General features: G+C 53.0%; 24 protein-coding genes and 1 pseudogene. 9 read left to right on the forward strand and 16 right to left on the reverse strand.

Annotated elements, in window-relative coordinates; all coding sequences use genetic code 11:
- Window positions 1-7: 7 nt before the first annotated feature.
- The 8 genes from P0078_RS12590 to P0078_RS12625 all read right to left on the reverse strand — a co-directional run bounded on the left by P0078_RS12590 (window position 8) and on the right by P0078_RS12625 (window position 7,475).
- Complete coding sequence (locus tag P0078_RS12590) at window positions 8-457, reverse strand: DUF4426 domain-containing protein (RefSeq protein WP_282930319.1); 450 nt, start codon at window positions 455-457, stop codon at window positions 8-10.
- Window positions 458-597: 140 nt separating this feature from the next.
- Window positions 598-1,188, reverse strand: a complete 591-nt coding sequence (metW, locus tag P0078_RS12595; RefSeq protein WP_282930320.1) for a methionine biosynthesis protein MetW — start codon at window positions 1,186-1,188, stop codon at window positions 598-600.
- The gene (metX, locus tag P0078_RS12600) at window positions 1,188-2,372 is read right to left on the reverse strand and encodes a homoserine O-succinyltransferase MetX (protein ID WP_282934603.1); all 1,185 of its coding nucleotides are present in this window, start codon (window positions 2,370-2,372) and stop codon (window positions 1,188-1,190) included. The genes metW and metX overlap by 1 nt, the downstream gene beginning before the upstream one ends.
- 137 nt (window positions 2,373-2,509) lie before the next feature.
- The gene (locus P0078_RS12605; RefSeq protein WP_282930321.1) at window positions 2,510-4,432 is read right to left on the reverse strand and encodes a dynamin family protein; all 1,923 of its coding nucleotides are present in this window, start codon (window positions 4,430-4,432) and stop codon (window positions 2,510-2,512) included.
- Between the two features lie 323 nt (window positions 4,433-4,755).
- The gene (locus P0078_RS12610; protein WP_282930322.1) at window positions 4,756-5,364 is read right to left on the reverse strand and encodes a YggT family protein; all 609 of its coding nucleotides are present in this window, start codon (window positions 5,362-5,364) and stop codon (window positions 4,756-4,758) included.
- Window positions 5,365-5,431: 67 nt separating this feature from the next.
- The gene (proC, locus tag P0078_RS12615; protein ID WP_282930323.1) at window positions 5,432-6,265 is read right to left on the reverse strand and encodes a pyrroline-5-carboxylate reductase; all 834 of its coding nucleotides are present in this window, start codon (window positions 6,263-6,265) and stop codon (window positions 5,432-5,434) included.
- A 179-nt stretch (window positions 6,266-6,444) separates the two neighbouring features.
- A complete protein-coding gene (locus P0078_RS12620; RefSeq protein ID WP_282930324.1) occupies window positions 6,445-6,732 on the reverse strand; it encodes a hypothetical protein in 288 nt (95 codons plus the stop codon).
- 38 nt (window positions 6,733-6,770) lie between these two features.
- Window positions 6,771-7,475, reverse strand: a complete 705-nt coding sequence (locus P0078_RS12625) for a YggS family pyridoxal phosphate-dependent enzyme (RefSeq protein ID WP_282930325.1) — start codon at window positions 7,473-7,475, stop codon at window positions 6,771-6,773.
- Between the two features lie 69 nt (window positions 7,476-7,544).
- Between P0078_RS12625 and P0078_RS12630 the strand changes: the two genes are divergently transcribed.
- Complete coding sequence (locus P0078_RS12630; RefSeq protein WP_108731395.1) at window positions 7,545-8,579, forward strand: type IV pilus twitching motility protein PilT; 1,035 nt, start codon at window positions 7,545-7,547, stop codon at window positions 8,577-8,579.
- A gap of 60 nt (window positions 8,580-8,639) precedes the next feature.
- Window positions 8,640-9,791 carry a PilT/PilU family type 4a pilus ATPase gene (locus P0078_RS12635; RefSeq protein WP_108731394.1) on the forward strand — a complete coding sequence of 384 codons (1,152 nt, stop codon included), beginning with the start codon at window positions 8,640-8,642 and terminating at the stop codon, window positions 9,789-9,791.
- 643 nt (window positions 9,792-10,434) lie between these two features.
- On the opposite strand, the gene P0078_RS12640 is transcribed toward P0078_RS12635, so the two are convergent.
- Together P0078_RS12640 and P0078_RS12645 are read right to left on the reverse strand one after the other, a co-directional pair.
- A complete protein-coding gene (locus P0078_RS12640) occupies window positions 10,435-11,181 on the reverse strand; it encodes a LytR/AlgR family response regulator transcription factor (RefSeq protein WP_282930326.1) in 747 nt (248 codons plus the stop codon).
- On the reverse strand, window positions 11,178-12,335 hold the full coding sequence (locus P0078_RS12645) for a sensor histidine kinase (protein ID WP_282930327.1): 1,158 nt from the start codon (window positions 12,333-12,335) through the stop codon (window positions 11,178-11,180). Before P0078_RS12645 ends, P0078_RS12640 begins: the two co-directional genes overlap by 4 nt.
- An 89-nt stretch (window positions 12,336-12,424) precedes the next feature.
- Here P0078_RS12645 and argH point away from each other — a divergent pair, with 89 nt between their 5' ends.
- A complete protein-coding gene (argH, locus tag P0078_RS12650) occupies window positions 12,425-13,849 on the forward strand; it encodes an argininosuccinate lyase (protein WP_282930328.1) in 1,425 nt (474 codons plus the stop codon).
- A gap of 7 nt (window positions 13,850-13,856) precedes the next feature.
- Here argH and cyaY read toward each other — a convergent pair whose 3' ends face one another.
- A complete protein-coding gene (cyaY, locus tag P0078_RS12655; RefSeq protein ID WP_282930329.1) occupies window positions 13,857-14,183 on the reverse strand; it encodes an iron donor protein CyaY in 327 nt (108 codons plus the stop codon).
- Window positions 14,184-14,290: 107 nt separating this feature from the next.
- Between cyaY and lptM the strand changes: the two genes are divergently transcribed.
- The 4 genes from lptM to P0078_RS12675 all read left to right on the forward strand — a co-directional run bounded on the left by lptM (window position 14,291) and on the right by P0078_RS12675 (window position 17,689).
- A complete protein-coding gene (gene lptM / locus P0078_RS12660) occupies window positions 14,291-14,641 on the forward strand; it encodes an LPS translocon maturation chaperone LptM (protein ID WP_282930330.1) in 351 nt (116 codons plus the stop codon).
- 11 nt (window positions 14,642-14,652) lie between these two features.
- Window positions 14,653-15,963, forward strand: a complete 1,311-nt coding sequence (lysA, locus tag P0078_RS12665; protein WP_282930331.1) for a diaminopimelate decarboxylase — start codon at window positions 14,653-14,655, stop codon at window positions 15,961-15,963.
- Window positions 15,964-15,997: 34 nt separating this feature from the next.
- Window positions 15,998-16,828 carry a diaminopimelate epimerase gene (dapF, locus tag P0078_RS12670; RefSeq protein ID WP_282930332.1) on the forward strand — a complete coding sequence of 277 codons (831 nt, stop codon included), beginning with the start codon at window positions 15,998-16,000 and terminating at the stop codon, window positions 16,826-16,828.
- A gap of 123 nt (window positions 16,829-16,951) precedes the next feature.
- Window positions 16,952-17,689 (forward strand): DUF484 family protein, encoded by a 738-nt coding sequence (locus P0078_RS12675; RefSeq protein ID WP_282930333.1) that lies wholly within the window; start codon window positions 16,952-16,954, stop codon window positions 17,687-17,689.
- Here the strand turns inward: P0078_RS12675 and P0078_RS12680 are convergent.
- The 5 genes from P0078_RS12680 to P0078_RS12700 all read right to left on the reverse strand — a co-directional run bounded on the left by P0078_RS12680 (window position 17,679) and on the right by P0078_RS12700 (window position 21,226).
- Window positions 17,679-17,987: a hypothetical protein gene (locus P0078_RS12680; RefSeq protein ID WP_282930334.1), complete on the reverse strand. Its 309-nt coding sequence runs from the start codon at window positions 17,985-17,987 to the stop codon at window positions 17,679-17,681. The two genes, P0078_RS12675 and P0078_RS12680, sit on opposite strands and share 11 nt — an antisense overlap.
- A gap of 383 nt (window positions 17,988-18,370) precedes the next feature.
- Window positions 18,371-18,709, reverse strand: coding sequence for a P-II family nitrogen regulator (locus tag P0078_RS12685; RefSeq protein ID WP_108731383.1), 339 nt, complete (start codon window positions 18,707-18,709; stop codon window positions 18,371-18,373).
- Between the two features lie 87 nt (window positions 18,710-18,796).
- Window positions 18,797-20,056, reverse strand: a complete 1,260-nt coding sequence (locus P0078_RS12690) for an ammonium transporter AmtB (RefSeq protein ID WP_282930335.1) — start codon at window positions 20,054-20,056, stop codon at window positions 18,797-18,799.
- A gap of 54 nt (window positions 20,057-20,110) precedes the next feature.
- Window positions 20,111-20,449 (reverse strand): P-II family nitrogen regulator, encoded by a 339-nt coding sequence (locus P0078_RS12695; protein WP_282930336.1) that lies wholly within the window; start codon window positions 20,447-20,449, stop codon window positions 20,111-20,113.
- Between the two features lie 51 nt (window positions 20,450-20,500).
- Complete coding sequence (locus P0078_RS12700; RefSeq protein ID WP_282930337.1) at window positions 20,501-21,226, reverse strand: TorF family putative porin; 726 nt, start codon at window positions 21,224-21,226, stop codon at window positions 20,501-20,503.
- Window positions 21,227-21,646: 420 nt separating this feature from the next.
- Between P0078_RS12700 and P0078_RS12705 the strand changes: the two genes are divergently transcribed.
- The gene (locus tag P0078_RS12705) at window positions 21,647-21,895 is read left to right on the forward strand and encodes an accessory factor UbiK family protein (protein WP_282930338.1); all 249 of its coding nucleotides are present in this window, start codon (window positions 21,647-21,649) and stop codon (window positions 21,893-21,895) included.
- Between the two features lie 29 nt (window positions 21,896-21,924).
- Window positions 21,925-22,752, forward strand: a pseudogene (locus P0078_RS12710) (YifB family Mg chelatase-like AAA ATPase); the annotation flags it as partial.
- Between the last annotated feature and the right edge of the window lie 61 nt (window positions 22,753-22,813).

Consider the following 22,813-nt stretch of genomic DNA (forward strand, 5'->3'; position numbering starts at 1 on the left):
CAGATGTCTATCGGTTCAATCTGCGACGGAAAGTAATCGTCTCACTTTTACCATTGGGCAGCTTGATATCTACGTTAAAGGTAAGGGTCTCCTCATCCTCAAAGCGCAGGGGTGCGAGATAGTAAACAGCATCCCCTTCCCGAATTTCTTTGAACTTAAGTGGTCTTGACTGCTGGATCAGGTTGGTAGCTGTGCCAGACATCTCAGCGCTGAGGCCATGGGTTCCGCCCTCTTTCTTGACGACAGAGACATTTACATAGGCCCGATCTTTTGCTCGAGCCAACTGGTACTGACGGGCGATATCCGGCTGGATAAAATCGCTATTGAACACTGAATAGACTACTCGATAGTCGCCAAAATCAGCGTAGTTCTTAATCGTACGCGCTTCTTGCGCGGCAGCGCCGACAGATAAAAATAGCAAGGCCACAAAAGCAGCCAGGGTAAGGATGCGTTTCACGCTCCACCTCCAGTTGTTATAGGCACCACCTCTCCCGGTAGGTTTGGTGGTCAATTCCAGTCAGGCCCCCTCAGGAGTGCCTCTCTCGATCTATTTATCGCGCCAAAGTCCTCCACAAAAGAGCTGGCGCAAATCTTAGTTTAGCGAGTTAGATGATAGATGGCTGTCTCACCAAACAAATTTGGTAAAAAGTCTTTGAATGCCCGCCCAACCATGGACTCAGAAACCACTTGCCGATGCAGAATCGCCCAGCCGTTTTCCCGGCATAACACCTCAAAGTCTGTAAAAGTACAAAAGTGAATATTGGGAGTGTCATACCATTCGTATGGCAATAAGTCGGATACTGGCATGCGCCCGGAGAATGCGAGGTGCCAGCGGGCCTTCCACTGCCCAAAATTGGGAAACGTAATAATGCAATCCCGCCCAACCCGGAGCATTTCCTCTACCACTAAATGAGGCTGACTCAAGGTTTGCAGTGCCTGGGTCATCACCACAGCATCAAAGCTGCCATCAGCAAAATTTCCCAGCCCTGTATTCAGATTTTGCTCGACAACATTGACCCCACGGGCCACACATCGCTCTATTTGCTCGGGATCAATCTCCAGGCCATAGCCTTTCACATTTTTATTTCTCCCCAGCTGATCGAGCAGCGCACCATCGCCACAGCCGAGATCGAGAACCCGGCTGTTGGGAGCGATCCATTCCTGGATCACATCCAAATCTATCCGCATCAGTACACCTCCTCAGCAATTTCTGCCGCAACTCTCTGCATATAGGCACGAAATACACCTTCATAACGACCATTGGGCAGCAGGAAGGCATCGTGTCCCATTGCTGACTCTACTTCGGCATAGCTGACTGGAATATCCGCGTGCATCAGGGCATCGGCGATTTCCCTCGAGCGCTCCGGCGCAAAGCGCCAATCAGAAGTAAATGACACCAATAAAAACCGACACTTGGCATGGGAGAAGGCCTCTACCGGGTCATCCCCGTATTCCCGAGCTAAGTCGAAGAAATCTAGCGCTCGAGTCATCAGAATGTAAGTATTGGGATCGAAGGTGGTGGAAAAACTGGCTCCCTGGTAGCGCAGATAACTTTGTATCTGAAACTCCACCTCTTCATCCGATCCCTGTTGAAAGCTGCCACTGCGCAATTCTCGACCAAACTTGCGCCCCAACCCGTCGTCGGATAAATAAGTGATATGTCCGATCATACGCGCAACGGCCAGGCCTCTACGGGGTAACTTATCCTGTTGGAGGTAGTGCCCATCACAAAAGTCTGGATCGGATGTTATCGCTTGGCGTGCGGTCTCATTAAACGCGATATTCTGTGCAGATAACTTCATGGCAGAGGCAATCACCACACAATTACGCAGGCGCTCAGGGTATTCCAGTGACCAGCGCATCGCCTGCATTCCACCGAGACTGCCGCCAACAACCGCCGCCCATTGTCGAATACCTAGCATATCCGCCAGACGCGCTTGACTGTGGACCCAGTCGCGGACACGCAGTGATGGAAAATCCGGCCCCCAGGTAGTGCCGGTATCCGGGTTGATGGATACGGGGCCGGTAGATCCGTGGCAACCGCCGAGATTATTAACGGACACCACAAAGAAATGATTAGTATCTATCGGCTTACCCGGACCGATATAGTGGTCCCACCATCCCGGGCGCTTATCGTCAGCACTATGTCGTCCCGCAGCATGATGGTGCCCAGACAGGGCATGGCAAATCAGGACTGCGTTACTCTTTTCCCTATTTAGTTCACCGTAGGTTTCATAAACCAGAGTGTAATTTTTGAGAACGCGGCCACAGGCCAGCTCCAGAGGCTCACTAAAATGATGGCTTTTGGGCTCCACAAGGCCCACGGAGCCAGCGTCATCAGTTGTGGCAGTTTGGGCTTCCGGGGAAGCGATAGGGTTTTCCGTTGGCAAGGCACTGTATCTGTCAGGTTGAAAGGCACTGCCTGGCAAATTGCCGAAGCAGTCAGTGAACAAGAACACTGCAACTTATAACAAATGCCAGCCAGAACCAATATCAATTAGTACCCGGTTCAAGTGATTTGGGAGGCCTTCAAAGGCGTAACATTGTGCGCACGCGGCGCCGGTGCAACAGGCTGTGGCGCTGAACTGTTGTGCCGCAGTAGATCCTCTAGCGCCACCAGCGCCTTATCATTTCGTTGAACCTCATCCTCCAGTGTTCGAAGATCAGTACGGCGGCTGCGAGTTTTCTGCTTTAACTCGGTAAGCTTAATCAGATGGCGATTAAGTAATTGCTTCTGGTATTGCGCGTGCTGCTTGAGGGGTTCGAGAGCCTGCTCCAGCCAGCTCTCAGCATTGTTACTCATTTCGTCGTAAAGCCTACCCACTTCGCTGGCAAGCGTAGTAATAAAACGCTCACTGAGACGATTGCGACGCGCCAGTAGTAACTGCGGCGAGCGCCTCAGCTGTGCGGCCTGGCGATGCAACCCGCGCAACGCAAAGCGGAATTTGCGAATCGTGAAATACTGCTCGGCATCATCCACTTTCTTTAAACTGGAGCGCTCGAAAACAGCGTCGAGCAAGCGATTAGCCTGATCCACTTCCCGCTCAAGATTGGAGAGTTGGTGATCCACTCCCTCCATAAAGGTATCAATAGCCTTGGCCATTCCCATGGGCGTCCAACGGCGATTGAGAGTAGCCAGGGTATCGTCAATCAGCGCCTGCAACTGCTGCCTGGAAATCGGCGTCAACAGCGATGCACTCTGTCTAGAGAGCATTCTCTGGCTCGACTTAAGTGTCAGCAACTCCTGATGGCAAAGCTTATGTTGTTCACGAACAGTCACCTGCAGCTGCTCTAACTCTGCAAGCTGTTCAGAAGTATTACCACTGTTACGCTGTAAGTGAGCTAGTGCCGCACGCCCACTATTTAAGCGACGCTTGAGTAGATCGCGGGTATCAGCCATCAAGGTAAGCGCTTGATGTAGTGAGCGGTGTTCTGCCATTTTATGACGATGCTCTAACAGACGCTGCACCAACATCCGCTCAAACTCACCAAAGCGGCTGTTTCGGATCAAATCCGCATCTCGTTGCTGTCGCCCCAGCAGGGCCATCTTTGCAGATACCCCTGCAACACTTTCTTGCGGCAGGGAGAGGAGACGGGCTACTTCTGCACGCATGCGGCGCAACAGTAACTCAGCGTCCTCTTCGGGGTCATCCCATAGCACATCCATCTTGTTTAGCAGTGCCATCACAGAAGTTCCGCGATGCTCCTGCAACGGTGCCAGGTGAGTCTCCCACATGCTCATATCAGTGCCACTTACGCCCGCATCAGCGGCCAACAAGAAGGCAACAGCCTGAGCACCAGGTAAAGTGCTCAAAGTGAGTTCCGGCTCATTGCCGAGGGCATTCAGCCCGGGAGTGTCGATAATACGCAAACCTTGATCTAACAATGGATGCGGCAAGCAAATCAGAGCAAAACGCCATGCTGGGATTTCGACAAGATTCCCTTTGCCATCCAGATGGCGGCGGTCAAAACCGTAGCGGGCCGCCTCTTCCGGCATTACTGACTTGGTTGAGGCAACCTTTAACAAAGTCTCCCTGGTCGCCTCTGGATCATTGGCATCAAACTCGTGAGTTACCCACTTTTGCGGTATTCGACGGAAACTTTCGAGACTGGTATTTGTTGCCAGGGTCTCAATTGGGAGTAGCCGCAAGCTAGCCCGTTCACCACCATCACTGAATATTTCGGTTGGGCACATCGTCGTACGCCCGGGTCGTGAGGGAAGTAAACGCTGGCCGTAAGTTTGCGACAGCAGCGCGTTGAGCAACTCCGTTTTCCCACGTGAAAACTCCCCGACCAAAACCAGGGTAAACTGGTCGTCGGCGAGCAAGGCGCGAGCCTGTTGTACAACCTGGCAAGCACCTGCAGAGTTGGAAAAGTGCTGCTCTAGCCATTGACTGAAGTGGGCAAATTGGCGATCGAGATTTTTTTCCAACGGTCGTAGTCGGAAATATGCTGGCGTAAATGTGCGTCTTCCATTTCACGATGTTCTTTTTATTGAGACCCAATGACTACCGGCCGCCCCCTAAGACGAGGGAAAGGGCCGTCAATTGATAGTATTAGAGTCTAACATCGCGCCAGGTGCGATCCAGTGTGCGTAGGTGAAGAAATGTTCAGCCGGTCACAATTTAGAAGCGGCCCCACAGGAATATCTGAGCCTTTCGAGGGGGCGTAATGCAAAGTGTGGACCGGCGGGCAAGCCCCGAACCGAGAGTAGGTTGAGGCTGCAAAGATATTGTTGGGTGGTACAGTGGCTATTTAAAAGCCGGGGATATGCCAAAACAGGCTGTAGACAAAAGCAGGCATATTGGCCATTTGGGCAAAACCAATTAGCAGTCTGTTAATCACAGTGAGCAGGATAAAGACAAATATTGGGCTGATATCAATCACCCCCAAAGGCGGAATCAGGCGCCGCACAGGCCCGCAGAATGGCTCCAGGAGTTGGTGCAGTAAAATTAGAATTGGATGGCCGCTATTCGGCGCAATCCAGCTGGCAACGATAGAGACCAATAAACCGACAAACACCATCGCTATCACAGTGGAAACACAGCCGATCAACGACCACAGCAGAGCACTGAGGGGGTTTACCAAACCGTAACCTGCCATCACAGCGCAAGCCATAATCATCGCCCAACCGACTATCAACGCCAGCACTACGGAGGCCATATCAACGCCAAAAAGTCCTGGCACCACTTTGCGCAACGGCAGCAGCAAAGGGTTGGTAACCTTCACAACTCCCTGAGATATGGGGTTATAAAAATCCGCACGGCCCAACTGCAATAGGAAACGCAATAACACGGCGAAAAGGTACAAAATGCCCAGTATGCCCACGACATAAACGCCGATATCGCTGAAGGTATTGACCATGGATAAACCCTAAACAAAAAGATTTTTAGCAGCCACCGCTGCACCTACCCAATTGGATCGGAACCTGTTACCGATCCAATTCCTTTGCCATTTCCGTCGCCCGCTCCTCGCAATCGCGCATGGCATCGGCCACTAACTGCGGCAACCCACCCTTCTCGAACCGTTGAACAGCTCGCTCAGTGGTTCCACCTGGTGACATCACATTGCGCTTCAACTGGGCGACGTCAACATCGCTGGCGACCGCCAGTTTGGCGGCGCCCAGGGCAGTTTGCAACACAAGGCGCTCCGCATCCGCACGAGCAAGGCCACCGGCGGAAGCCGCATCAATCATGGCCTCCATAAACTGGAAAAAGTAAGCCGGTGCCGATCCCGCTACCGCAATCACCTGGTCGATGCCACGCTCTTCCTCAACCCAGTAGGAGATACCCACCGCATCGACAATGCGCTCGGCAAGTTCCTTCTGTTCACCCGTTACCTTGCTATCGGCATAGAGACCGGTAACTCCGGTTTGCACCAGGGCCGGGGTGTTAGGCATAGCCCTGACAATAGGGAGGTGTATTCCCATCCAACGGTGGTAAGCCGCGAGCGGGATTCCTGCAGCAAAAGTGATAATCAAGGGCGAGCGATCCACCAAATGGGGTTTCAGTCCTTCACAAAGTTCCCGCATAACCTGCGGTTTCACCGATAGCACAATTACATCGGCATCGACAATAGCGGCAATATTGTCGTCACTAATAGCTACCCCGTGGCTCTCGGCAAAAGCATTGAGTTTATCCCGATCACGGCCTGTAGCAGTGATCTGGTCCGCCGGATAACCGGAGGCCACCAAACCACCGATCACTGCCCCCGCCATATTGCCGGCGCCACCAATAAAAACCATCTTAGGGTTCGCTGTACTCACTCATATCACCTTGGGCGGTTGCAAAATTTAGTCGCATTCTCCTCCTGGGAGGATTCATTAATATGTGGTCGTTCAAGCCCAATAACAAGACACACAAGGCGATAGTCTTAGTTAGAAGAGGGAGCTATTCAATTAGCTTCATTTGGCTAAGTAGCGCTATCAGAATAGAGAAACAAGCATCAACGAAACAAAAAAGGAAATGTTTCCACAATCGCAATCAAGTTAAGAACAATCGCCAATATCCAAAGCCAATAACGGCTCTTATCCCCGAATATCCCAGTAACTGCCGAATTCAAAAAGCCGGTAACCAATGAGATTTTGGGAGAGACAAATGCAAGCAGGCAGATAAAAGCCAACCACTCAAGCGCCACCCAAGTCACCAGTACACTATTCGTTACAGACAGAGATAGCACTGCGCTCACTGATAAAAGCAGCAGCAATACATCTACAGTCCCAGATTTTGTCATCCTATATCCCAAAAAAATCTACTTGCGTACTAATTCTGTCATGCAGAATAGTTTCGTGCCCCAAAAATATCTGTGCCGATACGCACAATAGTGGCGCCGCTGGCAATAGCAGCCTCCATGTCTTTAGACATCCCCATGGATAGAGTATCTAAGGCCTGCTCGGGAAATGCTTCGCGAAGACTTCGCAGCAGCCCTGCCAACTGGATAAATGGTTTTTCCTGCTCAAATACATTGTCACGAACAGCGGGAATCGCCATCAAGCCGCGCAGGCACAGCCCCGGCAATGTCATCACTTCACGCGCCAGAGCCACCAAATCCTGTGGAGCTATGCCAGACTTGCTCTGCTCGCCATCGATGTTCACCTGCAAGCAGATATTGAGTGGCGCCATGTTACTGGGGCGCTGCGCCGACAGGCGCTGGGCGACTTTTAAGCGATCCACCGTGTGTATCCAATGGAATCGCTCCGCCACAGCTCGACTTTTGTTCGATTGCAGCGGCCCGATAAAATGCCAGTGAATATCCAGGTCGGACAGGGCATCCTGCTTTTGCAGGGCTTCCTGTAAATAATTTTCGCCAAAGTGATGCTGGCCAGCTGCAAAAGCGATCCGCAAGTCTTCCGCCGGCCGTGTTTTGGAAACCGCCAGTAGAGTAATTTCTGCGGGGTTGCGATCGCAGTTGTTGCAGCATGTCACAATCCGCTCACCTACTGCATTCAGGTTTTCGACGATTGTCTCTTTGCGCATATACTGATGCCCTTACCGATTTGAGCGGCGATTTTACCTGAGCCCAAACAAGAACCATAAGGTAGCAGTATGGATATCACTGAACTCCTCGCCTTTAGCGCCAAGCAAAACGCCTCGGACTTACACCTCTCGGCGGGCCTGCCGCCGATGATCCGTGTCGACGGCGACGTGCGCCGTATCAACCTGCCCTCAATGGAGCACAAGCAGGTACACGGCCTAATCTACGAGATCATGAACGATAAGCAGCGCAAGGATTACGAAGAACTACTGGAAACAGACTTTTCTTTTGAAGTCCCCGGTGTCGCCCGCTTTCGTGTAAACGCCTTTAACCACAACCGAGGTGCCGGCGCCGTATTCCGGACCATTCCCTCCAAAGTTCTCACTATGGAAGACCTGGGAATGGGTCAGGTATTCAAGCAGATTTCGGATACTCCCCGTGGCTTGGTGCTGGTAACCGGGCCCACGGGTTCCGGTAAGTCCACCACCCTGGCGGCGATGATGGACTACATCAACGACAACAAATACGAGCATATCCTCACCATCGAGGACCCGATCGAATTTGTGCACGAATCCAAGAAGTGCCTGGTGAACCAGCGGGAGGTACACCGGGATACCCACGGCTTTGCCGAGGCACTGCGCTCTGCACTGCGTGAAGACCCGGATATCATTCTCGTGGGTGAGATGCGGGACCTGGAGACCATTCGCCTGGCGCTGACTGCGGCAGAGACCGGTCACTTGGTATTCGGCACCCTGCACACCACTTCCGCCGCCAAAACCATTGACCGTGTGGTGGATGTATTCCCGGCGCAGGAGAAAGCCATGGTGCGTTCAATGCTATCGGAATCCCTACAGGCCGTTATCTCCCAGACGCTGATGAAGAAAAACGGCGGTGGCCGGGTCGCTGCCCACGAAATTATGCGCGGTACCCCAGCCATCCGTAACCTGATCCGCGAAGACAAAATCGCGCAGATGTACTCGGCCATCCAGACCGGAGCCAGCGTCGGCATGCAGACCATGGACCAATGCCTGGAAGACCTGGTGGCACGTCGCATCATCAGTCGCGAAGTGGCTCGCGAAAAAGCCAAGATGCCGGAGAACTTCTAAACGGCCAAAACCCGCCCCCAATCTGGGGAAGAAAAGTCGAGATAAAACGCGGTAATCACCATGGATATTGAAAGACTTCTACAACTGGTTGTAGAGAAGGGCGCTTCGGATTTATTTATCACGGCGGGCGTCCCGCCCTCCATCAAACTGCACGGCCGAGTGGTGCCCTGCAGCAGCACCGCGCTCACGCCAGAGAAAGCGCGCGAGCTGGTGGTGGGAACCATGAACGAGAAACAGCGGCGCGAGTTTGCCGAGCAAAAGGAATTGAACTTCGCGATTGCAGTGCGCAACGTGGGGCGTTTCCGGGTATCGGCCTTCTTTCAGCGCAATCTGGTGGGTATGGTGCTACGTCGCATCGAAACCAAAATCCCCACTATCGATGGACTCGGACTACCCGACGTACTCAAAGACCTGGCCATGACCAAACGCGGGCTGATCATTTTTGTGGGCGCCACCGGTACCGGTAAGTCCACATCCCTCGCCTCCATGATCGGCCACCGCAATGAGAACACCAAGGGCCATATCATCACCATTGAGGACCCGATCGAATTTATCCACCAGCATCGCGGCTGTATTGTGACCCAGCGCGAAGTGGGCCTGGATACCGAGTCTTTCGATGTAGCCCTGAAAAACACTCTGCGTCAGGCACCAGATGTTATTCTGATCGGTGAGGTACGCTCCCGTGAAACCATGGACCACGCCATCGCTTTCGCCGAGACCGGCCATTTGTGTCTGTGCACCCTCCACGCCAACAATGCTAACCAGGCCCTAGATCGGATCATTCACTTCTTCCCGGCAGACCGCCACAAACAGTTGTTTATGGACCTGTCCCTCAACCTGAAGGCGATGGTGGCCCAGCAGCTGGTACCGACCCCCGATGGCGATGGCCGCCGTGCCTGCCTTGAGATCATGATCAATACCCCACTGATGTCGGACCTGATTCGCAAGGGCGAAGTGGATAAGATCAAGGAGTTGATGAAGCGCTCTGGTGAGCAGGGAATGCAGACCTTCGACCAGGCACTCTACGAGCTCTACGATGGAGGAGAAATTACCTATGAGGATGCCCTCTCCCACGCTGACTCTGCCAACGATTTGCGCCTGATGATTAAACTCAAATCCGAATCCGATGCCGAGTACTTAAATAGTGCCGCTGGAGAGTTGAGTCTGCAAAATGATTCAGAGTACGGAGACGGTGGTCCTCAACTCTACTAGCCCCCGATCCAGCCAGATCAAAACCGTTTACAGGCCCCAGGCTTGTAAACGGTTCTCACCCGTTATAGTCCACTGCGGACATCTCTGCGGAGCAAAAGCTGATCCCGCCCGATAATAAATATCCTTGTTGGCCTCTACTTGCAACGCTTTTATTGGAGGAAACATAACCTCTCTCTGAGCCTCCGAATTCCTGCGAAAATCCCGTTTATAGAGTGGACAGTCAAAGTGAATAAAAAGTCGCTTTGATCACTGGCGGCAACCGGATCATCGGTACCACTACAGCCCGATTACTCGCCCTGATGGGATACCAAGCTGCCATTAGTTACCGGCCGCTTAAGCAGCAAGTAAAGGAGCTGCCGATACACTGATCGTCGGTCTACTCAATTGGGAAGTTGCCGATGACGGTGTTCGCGTAAATGATGTAAGACCCGGGTTTATTTATATTGATATGCACGTTGATGGTAGCAACGTCCAACTTTACCATCGGTTCACTTATTGATATCGCAGGTGTGAAGTGGGAATAAAAGTTAGGTAAGAGGCCGTTTTTTCATAAACCCAGGCAGGCGCGAATAATCAGGGTATGTTTTTGGAATTAATGGTGGCAACCGTACTCGCTGTTTTTATCCGCAGAAGTATTTAAGTTCTAACACATCTCTGCGATTAGGCCTTTTACCGAAGGCAGCATACGCCGACTCACCAGCGGCGCTGCTGTTACACCGTCCAGCTCTACCCGGTAATTTGTACCATCCCGTCTCAACCCGGCTATATATTGTACGGCCACCAGCGCACTGCGATGTATACGCACGAATCGCTGCCCAAACTCACCCTCTAACTCTTTTAATGACTCATCCAGAATGGTCTCTCCAGCGGGGTGGTAGGCTACAACATACTTGCTGTCGGCGATCAGGCAACGGATAGAGTCTACATCCAGCAGCTCTACCCCCAGGCGACTAATCGCCTTGATACGGCTCCGACCACTGAGCTCCACCTGATCCTGCTTAGTTAACAACTGCTGCTGCGGCTTACTCAGACGCTGCGCTTTGGAAACTGCCTCCCGCAGCTGTTCAACATTCACAGGTTTTAATAGATACCCAACCGCTGAGGTGGCAAAAGCGGGCAAAGCAAACTCATCGTGAGCAGTGCAGAAAATTATTGCCGGCGGACACGCAAAACTGGATAACTGCTGAGCCAATTCCAGGCCGCTACCACCGGGCATTTCAATATCCAATAGCACAAGGTCCGGGTCGAGGTCGCGGATCTGTGATAATCCAACTTCAATATCTGCCGCTTCTCCCACAGCAATACAATTATCAATCTTCTCCAACTGCCGGTGCAGACGGGCACGAGCCAAAGGCTCGTCATCAATAATCAGTACGCGCAATTGGGTCACTCCATCACCTCGATAGTTTTCTTGGATTTTATGGTGGTCTCTGTTTCCCGCCGGTCCACTTCCCGGGGAGATAAGGGTAGCTGTAGTATGACCCGATACCGGCCCTCCTCCCGACAAGCGGTAAATTTGAAGCGATCGCCGTAGTACGCAGTGAGACGCTGGCGAATATTCTCTGTCGCCATGCCATTACCAGCCTTTGTCGAAACTGCACTGCCCTGCGGCAATGGGTTTTCAATAACAACCTTGAACATGCCCTCCTCTTGCGAGAGTTGCACGCTAATCTCCCCGCCTGCCCGCAACTGTGCCACACCGTGCAACACCGCATTCTCCAATAGGGGTTGAAGCAACATACTGGGCAGCTGAACCTTATCCAGGCCCGCGTCTAGCTGCCAACTCTGGCGCAAACGCTCCCCCAGACGCAGGGCTTCAATCTCCAAATAGCGTTGGGCTAGAGTAATCTCTTGCGCTAAAGGCACCAGCTTTGGATCGGCGAGGCTTGCACGAAATAATGCACATAAATCCTCGACCAACCGCTCCGCGCGATCAGGATCAACAGCGATCAAACTAGCCAGACTGTTCATACTGTTAAAAAGGAAGTGGGGGCGAATCCGCGATTGAAGTGCCTCGATTCGGGCGCCGAGCTCCGCCTGCTGCTGGTTGTAGAGTTGCTGTTGAAGATAGGCGTAGCGCAATACCACTCCCGCACAAATAGCCCCAAGCAGGCAGTCGCCCGCAAACCCCCAGCTGTCAAAGCTGGTCTGTAACAGCACCGCGCGCAGGGAGCGCTGCACTGCCATCACCAATATGAGCACCGACAGCACTGCAATAAAACTCAAGCCGCCAGCGAGTTTGTGGGGCATTTTCGCCAGGCTCGGCCGAAGTCGGCAAAGTAGCGCGGCCGAGGGCAATATCACCCACTGGATCACCAGAGAGATCAGCCCCAGGCGCTGCCAGCTGAATTCCGGTAAACCATCCAGGGCCAGGACCAGTACCAATGCCAGCAATTCCCCCATCAATACCAGTACCGCCAGAGAGGTGACACTACAGAGGTCTGGCAGAAACGGAAGCTGCCCAGATAGCGCAGAATCCTTATTTCCTGTGCGATATTTTCGAATTTTCTGCGTTATAATGCCCGACGGCCAGGGGAATGACATGCAGTTGTTATTCTTGATTGTCCCAAAGTTCCAAGCGCAAGATATCACCAAGCTCCCCAGCCTTTCATCTCACTGCAGCCAGGAAAACCATGAGTAACGAAAAATCCCCCTCCGAGTCCGCCAACAATCCTGCCGCCAAACTCTGGGGCGGCCGCTTTAGTGAAGCCACCGATGCCTTTGTCGAGCGATTTACCGCCTCGGTGACTTTTGACCAGCGCATGGCCATGGAAGACATCCAGGGATCACTTGCCCACGCGCAGATGTTGTCAGAAGTGGGGGTATTAAGTGCTGATGAATATCACAAGATAGCCGACGGCCTGAAAGGCATCGCCGAAGAGATAAAAGCGGGAGAATTTCCCTGGTCTGTGCAGCTCGAAGATGTCCATATGAATATCGAAGCGCGCCTGACCCAACGCATTGGTGCCACTGGCAAAAAACTGCATACCGGCCGCTCGCGCAACGATCAGGTGGCAACCGACATCCGCCTGTGGCTGCGTGGGCGCATCGATCTGATTGCTGCCGAACTGACCCGCCTGCAAAATGGCTTGGTCGATTTGGCGGAGCGCGAAGCCGATACCATTATGCCCGGCTTTACTCACTTACAGAGCGCGCAACCGGTGACCTTTGGCCACCACTTACTGGCCTGGAATGCCATGCTGAGCCGGGATTTCGAGCGCCTGATGGATTGCCGCAAACGGGTTAACCGCTCACCGTTGGGGGCCGCAGCACTGGCCGGCACCAGCTATCCGATCAATCGCGCACGCACAGCCGAGTTGCTGGGCTTCGATGCCCCCACAGAAAACTCCCTCGACTCAGTCAGCGACCGGGATTTCGCTATCGAGTTCTGTGCTTTCGCCGCGCTGCTGCTCACCCATCTGTCTCGGGCCAGTGAAGAGCTGGTGCTGTGGACTTCCAGCCAGTTCGACTTTATTGACCTGCCCGATCGCTTCTGCACCGGCTCCTCAATTATGCCGCAGAAGAAAAATCCCGATGTTCCGGAGCTGGTGCGCGGAAAAACCGGCCGGGTTAACGGCCACCTGATTGCGCTGCTCACACTGATGAAAAGCCAACCGCTGGCCTACAACAAGGACAACCAGGAAGATAAAGAACCGCTATTCGATGCCGCCGATACCGCACTGGATTGCCTGCGCGCGTTTGCCGATATGGCGCCGGCACTGAAGGCAAAAAAAGAAAATATGCTGGAAGCTGCGGCCAAGGGCTTCTCCACCGCGACGGATCTGGCCGATTATCTGGTACGCAAAGGGGTGGCCTTCCGCGATGCTCACGAAATTGTCGGGCAGTCCGTATCCTTTGCTATTGAACAGGATAAAGACTTATCCGAACTCAGCCTGGCCCAACTACAACAGTTCTCAACAGAAATTGGCGAAGATGTATTTGAGGTGCTGACTTTAGAGGGCTCGGTTGCGGCTCGCGATCATATTGGCGGTACCGCACCGAACCAGGTGCGCGCGGCCTGTAAGCGCGCACGGGAAGAGATTTCGCAGCGCGTTTAAGCGTTGTTTAAGCGGATAATCCGAGGGAAACCTGTTCGCCTTGCTGCTCGCTCAATACGCGGTCGAGCAAAGTCGGCAGGTCCTCACCGGTCGTGGTGCACTTCCAACCAGGGTTTTCAAAAGAAAGATGGTAGCCACCGGATTTGGCGGCGACCCACAACTCCCGGTTGGCGGACTGGCGCGAGAGAATTACCTGGCTGCCATTGTCTTCCAGGGTCAGGGTCAGCACCGCATCACTGCGTTCGTAGTCGATATCCCAATCGCAGTGATCGAGTGCATCCTCAATACCGATTAGAGTCTGCTCCACAGCCGCATCATATTCCGCTTGGCTCATCTTTGGTTACTTCTGTTACCGTGTAATGTGTTGAATCAGGTGGGCCGCTATACTATCAGGCTTTTGCCGGTTGCCGCTGTGAATCTCCGACTCTCAGGATGTTATCGATGCTCAAAAAACGACTCTCTCTATTAACAATCACCATCGGTGCCACTGCACTGTTACTGGGCTGTGGCCAAAAAGGTCCTCTCTATCTTCCACAGGACCCCGCCATGCCCGCCTCCAATATTCCAGGTGGCCCGCCGGAGACAGTACCCACCAGTGGTGCAGCACAACCCGGCGAGCCCGGCTCTGCAGCAGAGCAAGCGGTGGAAACCGTTGATGAAATTGAATCTGAAGACGGCTATGGGCCCGACTTTGATATCGATGACACCATTGAGACCGGCCCGACTATCGAAGTCGACGACGAATCGGGCACAGCGGATGACTCCAATGTCGAGGAAGATTTAGAAGAGTAAGAACCGGTCATATGAGAGAGTTTAGTTATCGCGACGGTAGCCTGTGGGCTGAGCAGGTTTCACTGGAACAAATAGCTGAGAATTTCGGCACCCCCACTTATGTGTACAGCCGCGCACACTTTGAACGGCAATATCGGGATTACGCCGAGGCCCTCGGCAATCGTCCCGGCCTAATCTGCTACGCAGTGAAAGCCAACAGTAACCTGGGCATTCTGTCAGTGCTGGCACAGCTGGGGGCGGGCTTTGATATTGTTTCCGGCGGGGAACTTGAGCGAGTGCTGCTCGCCGGCGGCGACCCATCGCGAATCGTATTTTCCGGAGTGGGTAAAACCTCAGAGGAAATGCGGCGCGCTCTGGAGGTTGGGGTGCACTGCTTCAATATTGAATCAGAAGCGGAAATTGATCGCCTTGAGCGCGTGGCCGCAGAGTGTGGCAAGACCGCCCCAATTTCCATCAGGGTCAATCCCGATGTGGATGCCCAAACCCACCCCTATATTTCCACCGGTCTCAAAGAAAATAAGTTTGGCATCGCCATAGACAAGGCGATCGAGGTTTATCAGCACGCGGCGGATTCCGAGCATCTGAAAATTACCGGTGTGGACTGCCATATCGGTTCCCAGCTCACCGAAGTCGCCCCCTTCCTGGATGCACTCGATCGCCTGCTGGTTCTTATCGATCAGCTCGCCGAGCTGGGAATTACCCTGGAACACCTGGATCTGGGCGGAGGCCTCGGTGTGCGTTATCGGGGTGAGGAACCACCCCCTGTCGGGGATTACCTGGCGGAGGTCCACAAGCGTATCGGCGAACGCAATTTATCCCTGATTCTCGAACCCGGCCGCTCCATTGCCGCCAACGGCGGCGCCCTGCTGACCCGGGTCGAATACCTGAAGCGTACCGAAGAGCACAACTTCGCTATCGTCGACGCCGCCATGAATGACAACCTGCGTCCGGCCCTTTACCAGGCATGGCAGGATATTGTGCCAGTGACACCGGACGAGAGTGAAAGTACTCTGTGGGATATTGTCGGTCCGGTATGCGAAACGGGTGACTTCCTGGGTAAAAACCGCTCCCAATCTCTGCGAGAGGGGCAACTGTTAGCCATGTTGTCGACCGGTGCCTACGGTTTCACCATGAGTTCCAATTACAACAGCCGCTGTCGCGCTGCTGAAGTACTTGTGGATGGCGACAAAACTTACCTGGTGCGTGAGCGGGAGACTTTTGCCGACTTGGTTCGCGGTGAGACCACTGTCCCCAAAAGCCTGATCAGCTACTTGCATCGCAGTGGGGTCCATTTTTCAGCCCGGGCCCCAAACCGCAGCTAACGCCGCGGAAAATCAGTACGAACAGAGAAATGGAATGCGCGTTAAATTCAGCAAGATGCATGGGCTCGGCAACGATTTCGTGATGCTCGACGGCGTCAGCCAAAAAATTAAACTGACCCCGGAAAAAACTCGTCGCCTGGCAGACCGCTGCCTCGGCGTGGGCTGCGACCAGGTACTGCTGGTGGAGCCGCCCCGCACACCCGAGGCGGATTTTCGCTATCGCATATTTAACGCCGATGGCAGCGAAGTGGAAAATTGCGGCAATGGCGCCCGCTGCTTTGCCCGCTTTGTACGTGAACGCCGCCTTACCGGTAAGAAAAATATCCAGGTAGAAACTGCCGCCGGTTTACTACACCTGAGAGTACTGGACGGGGATCAGGTTAGTGTCGATATGGGAGCACCGGTCCTCGAGCCCCAAAAAGTACCTTTTTCCGCCGATCGCCGTGCAGAGTCCTATCCCCTGGAAGTGGACGGGGAGACCTTCACCATTGGTGCTGTATCCATGGGCAACCCTCACGCGGTTCTGCTGGTGGAAGATATCGCTTCCGCACCGGTAGAAAGACTCGGGCCCCTAATTGAACGCCACCCGCGGTTCCCACAAAAGGTCAACGCTGGCTTTCTGCAAGTGGATACACGCACCGAAGCCCAGCTCAGGGTATTTGAGCGCGGGGTTGGCGAAACTCGTGCCTGTGGCACAGGCGCCTGTGCTGCCATGGTATACGCACGCCTGCGAAACCTGGTGGATGACAAAGTCCAAATTCAGCTCCCCGGCGGCATACTGACAATTCACTGGAGCGGACCCGGCCAGCCAGTTACTATGATCGGGCCCGCAACCACGGTTTTTCACGGGCAGATTATTCTCTAAACAATTGTCCGGGTATTTGGCAGTAAACCCGCCACAAGCGGGTACGGGATAACTCAGAGAGCAGAACGCTTCATCACATCAGTTGTCCGATGCCCCATCCCCGTGCCAGAAAAAGCAAACACAATGGAACACACAGACGCCAATCAGCCCCCAGAAGAGATTGCCGGCGACACTCACAAGGAAACCCAGCGTGACGATAAACTGCTGGCACGGCAGGTAGCTCGCTACCTGATTCAAAATCCAGAGTTCTTTGAAGAGCGCATGGAACTGCTGGAAACCATCAAGTTGCCGCGGGAAAATGGCAAGACCGTGTCGCTGATGACCCACCAAACGAATTTGCTGCGAGAGCGCAATATCGAAATGCGCCAGCGCCTCGACCAGCTCTTGCACAACGCCCGGGACAACGACCAGTTATTTTTCAATAGCCGCCGACTTATCCTGGCACTGCTGGAAGCTGAAAATATCGGTGAAGTCACAGAAGCTCTCTATGCCAGTTTCGCCGCTGACTTCAATGTTGAGTTCACCAGCCTGACTCTATTCGAGCCATTATCTGCTCCCCGCCAAAGCCTGGGACAAGTTCAGACCAGCATATTTTCCGATGCCGAGACGGCAATTGGCGGAATAATTCGTAACGGCCGCCCCATCTGTGGTGTTTTGCGCCAGCGGGAAAAAGAATTCCTATTTGCGGAAAAAGCGCAATATATCGCTTCAGCTGCCGTAGTTCCTTTGGGCAATCAACTTGGCACCCTAGCGGTAGGCTCTGCTGATCCCCAGTACTACCGGTCTAGCCTGGGTACTTTATTCCTATCCTATATCGGCGAAGTCCTGGAGCGCCTGCTACCGAAACTGCTCAATCGGTAAAAGCTCTGAGAGGCTGAGAGGGGTTTGGCCAACTGTCACTCCTCCTGCAGGAGGAGCAACAGCGACCAGAGAGATTAGATAGGGCGGCTGCCATATTTTGGCTGCGGTTTGCGCGGGGGTCGGCGGTAACTTCTGGATCAACTTCACTAATCGCGCCGCCACCGGCGAGAAACTCCTCTACATCGGAACTTAACTGGCTTCTGGCGCGCTGGCGAGAGGTGATACTGCGTTCTTCTGCAAATTCCTCGGAGTCCTTGCTGCGAGAGTTCTTACCCTGATCTTCATAACCATCTTTCATAGCTAAAACCCTGTAACCTTTACTCCTGTTACAGAGGGAGTACCTCTGTGCCGCCCCTTTCCCGCGGCATCTACAAAACTGACAACCACTTTTCAGTGGCGATCCCCTACCGCGTCAATAGCGGCGATTAATTTATAGGCAGTTCCCCACCCCCGTGCCAGTAACACAAGGAGGAGGCTGTAGAGTTTTTTGTTGGGAAATGAAATGGGAATATTTCAGTTAGTTATGCAGATTTTTGCGCCTGCCCCCGTAGCAGGTATTTCAAGCAAAATAGATAACAAAGATCGAAGGCGAGATAGCGGGACTTATCAGAAGTGCGTATAAAGCCCCTTGCGGGGCTTATGATACTCAATCGCTACGTTATGAAAGAGTTATCAAACAGGTTACACAGCTTCGCTACCGGTTTCACCGGTACGGATACGAATGACTTCTTCGAGAGCCGTGATAAAGATTTTGCCGTCACCGATTTTGCCGGTTTGCGCCGCCTTGGTGATTGCCTCAACAGCGGAGTCCACCATCTCATCATCAACAGCGAGTTCCAATTTTACTTTCGGTAGGAAGTCCACCACATATTCGGCGCCACGATAAAGTTCTGTATGGCCTTTTTGACGCCCAAAACCTTTTACCTCGGTGACGGTCATTCCCTGCACGCCCACTTCAGACAGGGCAGTGCGTACATCATCCAATTTGAAGGGCTTTACTACAGCCGTAATCAATTTCATCTTGAGTATTTCCCCTGATTCGTCCTCGTCGAGAGAACCTTACCCAGGCCACTGCCCCGCCTATGGGGCAGCACCGACACTGTTAACTTACTTGTTCATAAATTCCGGGTAAGCTTCCATTCCGCATTCGGTCAAGTCAACACCCTCTTGCTCCTCATCTTCGCTCACACGGATACCAGTGACGAGCTTGAGGAGGTACCACACTGCAAATGAACTGACGAATACCCAGCCAAAGATGGTCAGTGCACCAATCAATTGCCCGCTGAAACTGGAATCATTGTTAGTCACAGGTACCAATAGCAAACCGAGCAAGCCGACAACGCCGTGTACAGAGATAGCGCCCACCGGATCATCAATTTTCAGCTTATCCAGGGTGATGATAGAGAAGACCACCAACACACCGGCGATCATACCGAAGAGGGTTGCCTGCAATGCAGTCGGGGTCGAAGGCTCCGCTGTAATTGCCACCAGACCGGCCAGGGCACCATTTAGCAACATGGTCAGATCAGCTTTACCGAACAGGATACGGGCGGTGATCAGTGCAGCAATAGCACCACCGGCAGCAGCGGTATTGGTATTCACAAAGACCATGGCTACGGAGTGTGCACTGGCAGCATCTCCCAGTTTCAGCACCGAGCCGCCGTTGAAGCCAAACCAGCCCATCCACAGGATAAACGTACCCAAGGTTGCCAACGGCAAGTTAGCACCGGGAATAGCATACACCTGACCGTTGGGGCCGTATTTGCCTTTACGCGCGCCCAGCAGCAAGACACCAGCAAGCGCAGCCGCTGCGCCCGCCATATGCACGATACCGGAACCGGCAAAATCAGAGAAACCGAGATCGCCCAAGTTATACAGGCCGAAAACCTCTTTACTACCCCAAGTCCAGGCACCTTCCAGTGGATAGATGAAACCGGTCAAAACTACTGCAAAGGCCAGGAAGCTCCACAGCTTCATACGCTCGGCAACCGCACCGGACACAATGGACATGGCGGTAGCTACAAAAACCACCTGGAAGAAAAAGTCTGAAGCTCCGGAATAAACGGAGTCACCTTCAAAACCATTTTCTGCAGAATCGCTGAGGACGCCTTCCAGACTAAACGCCTCAATACCGGACAATGCCCAGCCACCATCGTACATAATGGCGTAGCCAGTCAGCAGATACATAATGCAGGCAATCGCAAACAGGGCCACATTCTTGGTGAGAATTTCCGTGGTATTTTTGGAGCGCACCAAGCCGGCTTCCAGCATGGAAAAGCCGGCGGCCATCCACATTACCAAGGCGCCGCACATCAGAAAGTAAAAAGTATCAATTGCATACTGCAATTGAAAAATTTGGTTCTCCATATTCCTCTCCGTTCAAATCTGGATATTTATTAAAATTATGTTTTCGGTTTTTAATTAAATTGCTGCATTACCGGTTTCTCCGGTACGTATGCGCACGACCTGCTCAAGCTCTGCGACAAATATTTTTCCGTCACCGATCTTGCCACTCTGCGCGCTAGAACCAATTGCTTCGATAACCGCATCCAGTTGCGAATCTGCCACCGCTATTTGCAGCATGGTTTTCGGAAGAAAATCCACCACATACTCTGCGCCGCGATACAATTCCGTATGCCCTTTTTGGCGACCAAAGCCCTTCACTTCAGTGACCGTTACACCATTAACCCCCGACTCCCGCAGGGCATCTCTCACAGCATCCAGCTTGAAGGGTTTAATGATTGCAGTGATTAATTTCATGGTATTCCCCTAAAGAAAACGAGCCCTCGCATTAACGAAGGCCCTTTTGTATTACCAGGTATAAGTCGCGCCGGCGAGCAATGTAGGTTCGCACCAGTCAGTCTCGTAACATTCGCTATCGCTAACATCGGTGCCCACGAAAGAAGCGCTCAGGCTCAAGCCACCAAATTCTTTACTGAGGGAAACGGAGTAATCGATATAGGAATCAGATCCATCGAGAAAACCTTCTTCTTCAAAGAGGTTTAATCCCAGATGTAGATCGAGAGAAAGATCTGAGGGAAGAGCGAAACTATATTCCGCATAAGGGTAATAAAATTCACCGGTATCCGCCCAATAATCATCGGAATAGGCAAACCCCAACGTTAAATCTGAAAAACTCAGGCTGCCGTATATTTCCTGATAATCTTCATCTTCACTTCCGCCGTGATAGGCGTAATAAATGTAGCCAACATCAAAGCTAACGCTGTCATTGATATCCGCACTATAACCGCCGTAAAAATCCTGTTCATAGTCGGTTTGATCAGTCTCGTAATCAAAATCCACTTGGGATGCCCAGGTGCCAATATAAATGCCGTTTCCAAAATCGACATCGACACCACCCTGTAATGCGGGGCCTCCATCAGTCTGGCTAATACCACGGAATCTATAGTCAGAAACAAGACCCACATTGGCACTAATGCTGGGACCGCCCTCGGCAGCCATCGATAAATTTGCAGCGCCCAGTGCGAGAACGGCACCGGTGACGAGAGTGGCAACTTTATACATTTTATTTTCCACTTTGATCCTCCAAGGCTTTTGAAGCTGTTTTTTCGAGTGCTTTTATGGCGCCGCCTGCAATCAGTCCTTCACTGTCGGGTGTGACAGAGGGTCGCTTGCGTCTCGTGAACTGCTACTTTCCCAGACTCCCAATGATCGTTAATGGGACACCTGCACAGATTGTTTGCAGACTTGATGCCAACACTGCAACCGCAAGCAAAATCAATAAGTTAGGAGTAATTGAATTAGTAAAATTCGTACGAATAGAAACTCGGAGGCAAAGTGCTGCACCAACATGGAACTGCCTTTCTTCCTTTGCACTGAAGTGGGGAGGTAAAGATTAAGGTGCGCTCAGAACGGTGCGCTGTTAGGCTGCTTTTTCCAAAAAATGCACTGGGTTACAATCCCGTGCTATTCATATCCATCTTATTTAGCGAGGAAATGCCCGTGGCAGCAGATAAACTGCAACAGCTGCTGAAAGAGCTACAACAACAGGGCGCCGTGGTGACCAGTGACTTGCGCAGTGCTCTGGAAGTATCACTGGATAAATTGCCATTGGTCTCCCAGCGTGAGTTCGACACTCAGGTGGAGATACTGCGCCGGACCCGGGAAAAGCTGGCACGACTCGAGGATAAGGTCGAAATGCTGGAGCAAGCCCTGGCGCAGAGAGACAGCGCCGCCAAGGACTAAGCCCAGGGAGCCACTTCAAGGATGAAATCGTGAGCCTCTCAGTCACCTACTCCCGAGCTCAGCTCGGGGTCTCTGCACCTCTGGTAACCGTAGAAACCCACCTCGCAAATGGCCTCCCTGCTTTTCATATTGTGGGTTTACCGGAAGCGGCGGTACGGGAGAGCCGCGACCGTGTGCGCAGCGCCCTAATCAACAGCCATTTCGACTTCCCCCAGCGCCGTATTACCGTCAACCTCGCCCCCGCCGACTTACCCAAGGAAGGTGGTCGCTACGATCTGGCCATCGCCATCGGCATTCTCAGTGCCTCGGGACAGGTTCCCACCGAAATTCTGGAACACTATGAATTTATTGGCGAGCTGGCACTCACCGGCGCCTTGCGGGAAGTAAGTGGTAGCTTACCGGCAGCCGTAGCCTGCACCAATGAAGACCGTAAACTCGTTGTGCCTACCGAGAACGGTGCGGAAGCCGCGCTGGCAACCGGCGAAGTCAGCATTGCCAACTCCCTACTGGAAGTTTGCGCCGAACTTCATGGGCGTGAATCTATGCCCAAAGCTGTTGCAGAGCCTATTGCCGAAGCGCACCTGTGCGCAGACTTGGCCGATGTGCGCGGCCAACTAAAAGCCCGCCGCGCTCTCGAAGTGGCAGCAGCCGGGAGCCACAATCTGCTTTTTTACGGTCCGCCCGGCACCGGCAAAACCATGCTGGCCAGCCGCCTGCCAGGAATATTGCCCCCGCTGACAACTGAAGAGTCACTAGAGGTAGCGAGCGTTTACTCCAGCGCAGGCCTACCTCACCAGAGCCTGCGCCCTTTCAGGGCCCCACACCACAGCGCCTCCCCAACAGCGCTGGTCGGTGGGGTGTAAGTTCCACAGATATTTGCAAATGAACAGTAGAAAGTGTAAATATGACTAAGTTGAA

This window comes from Microbulbifer sp. VAAF005 (assembly GCF_030012985.1).
GTDB lineage: Bacteria > Pseudomonadota > Gammaproteobacteria > Pseudomonadales > Cellvibrionaceae > Microbulbifer.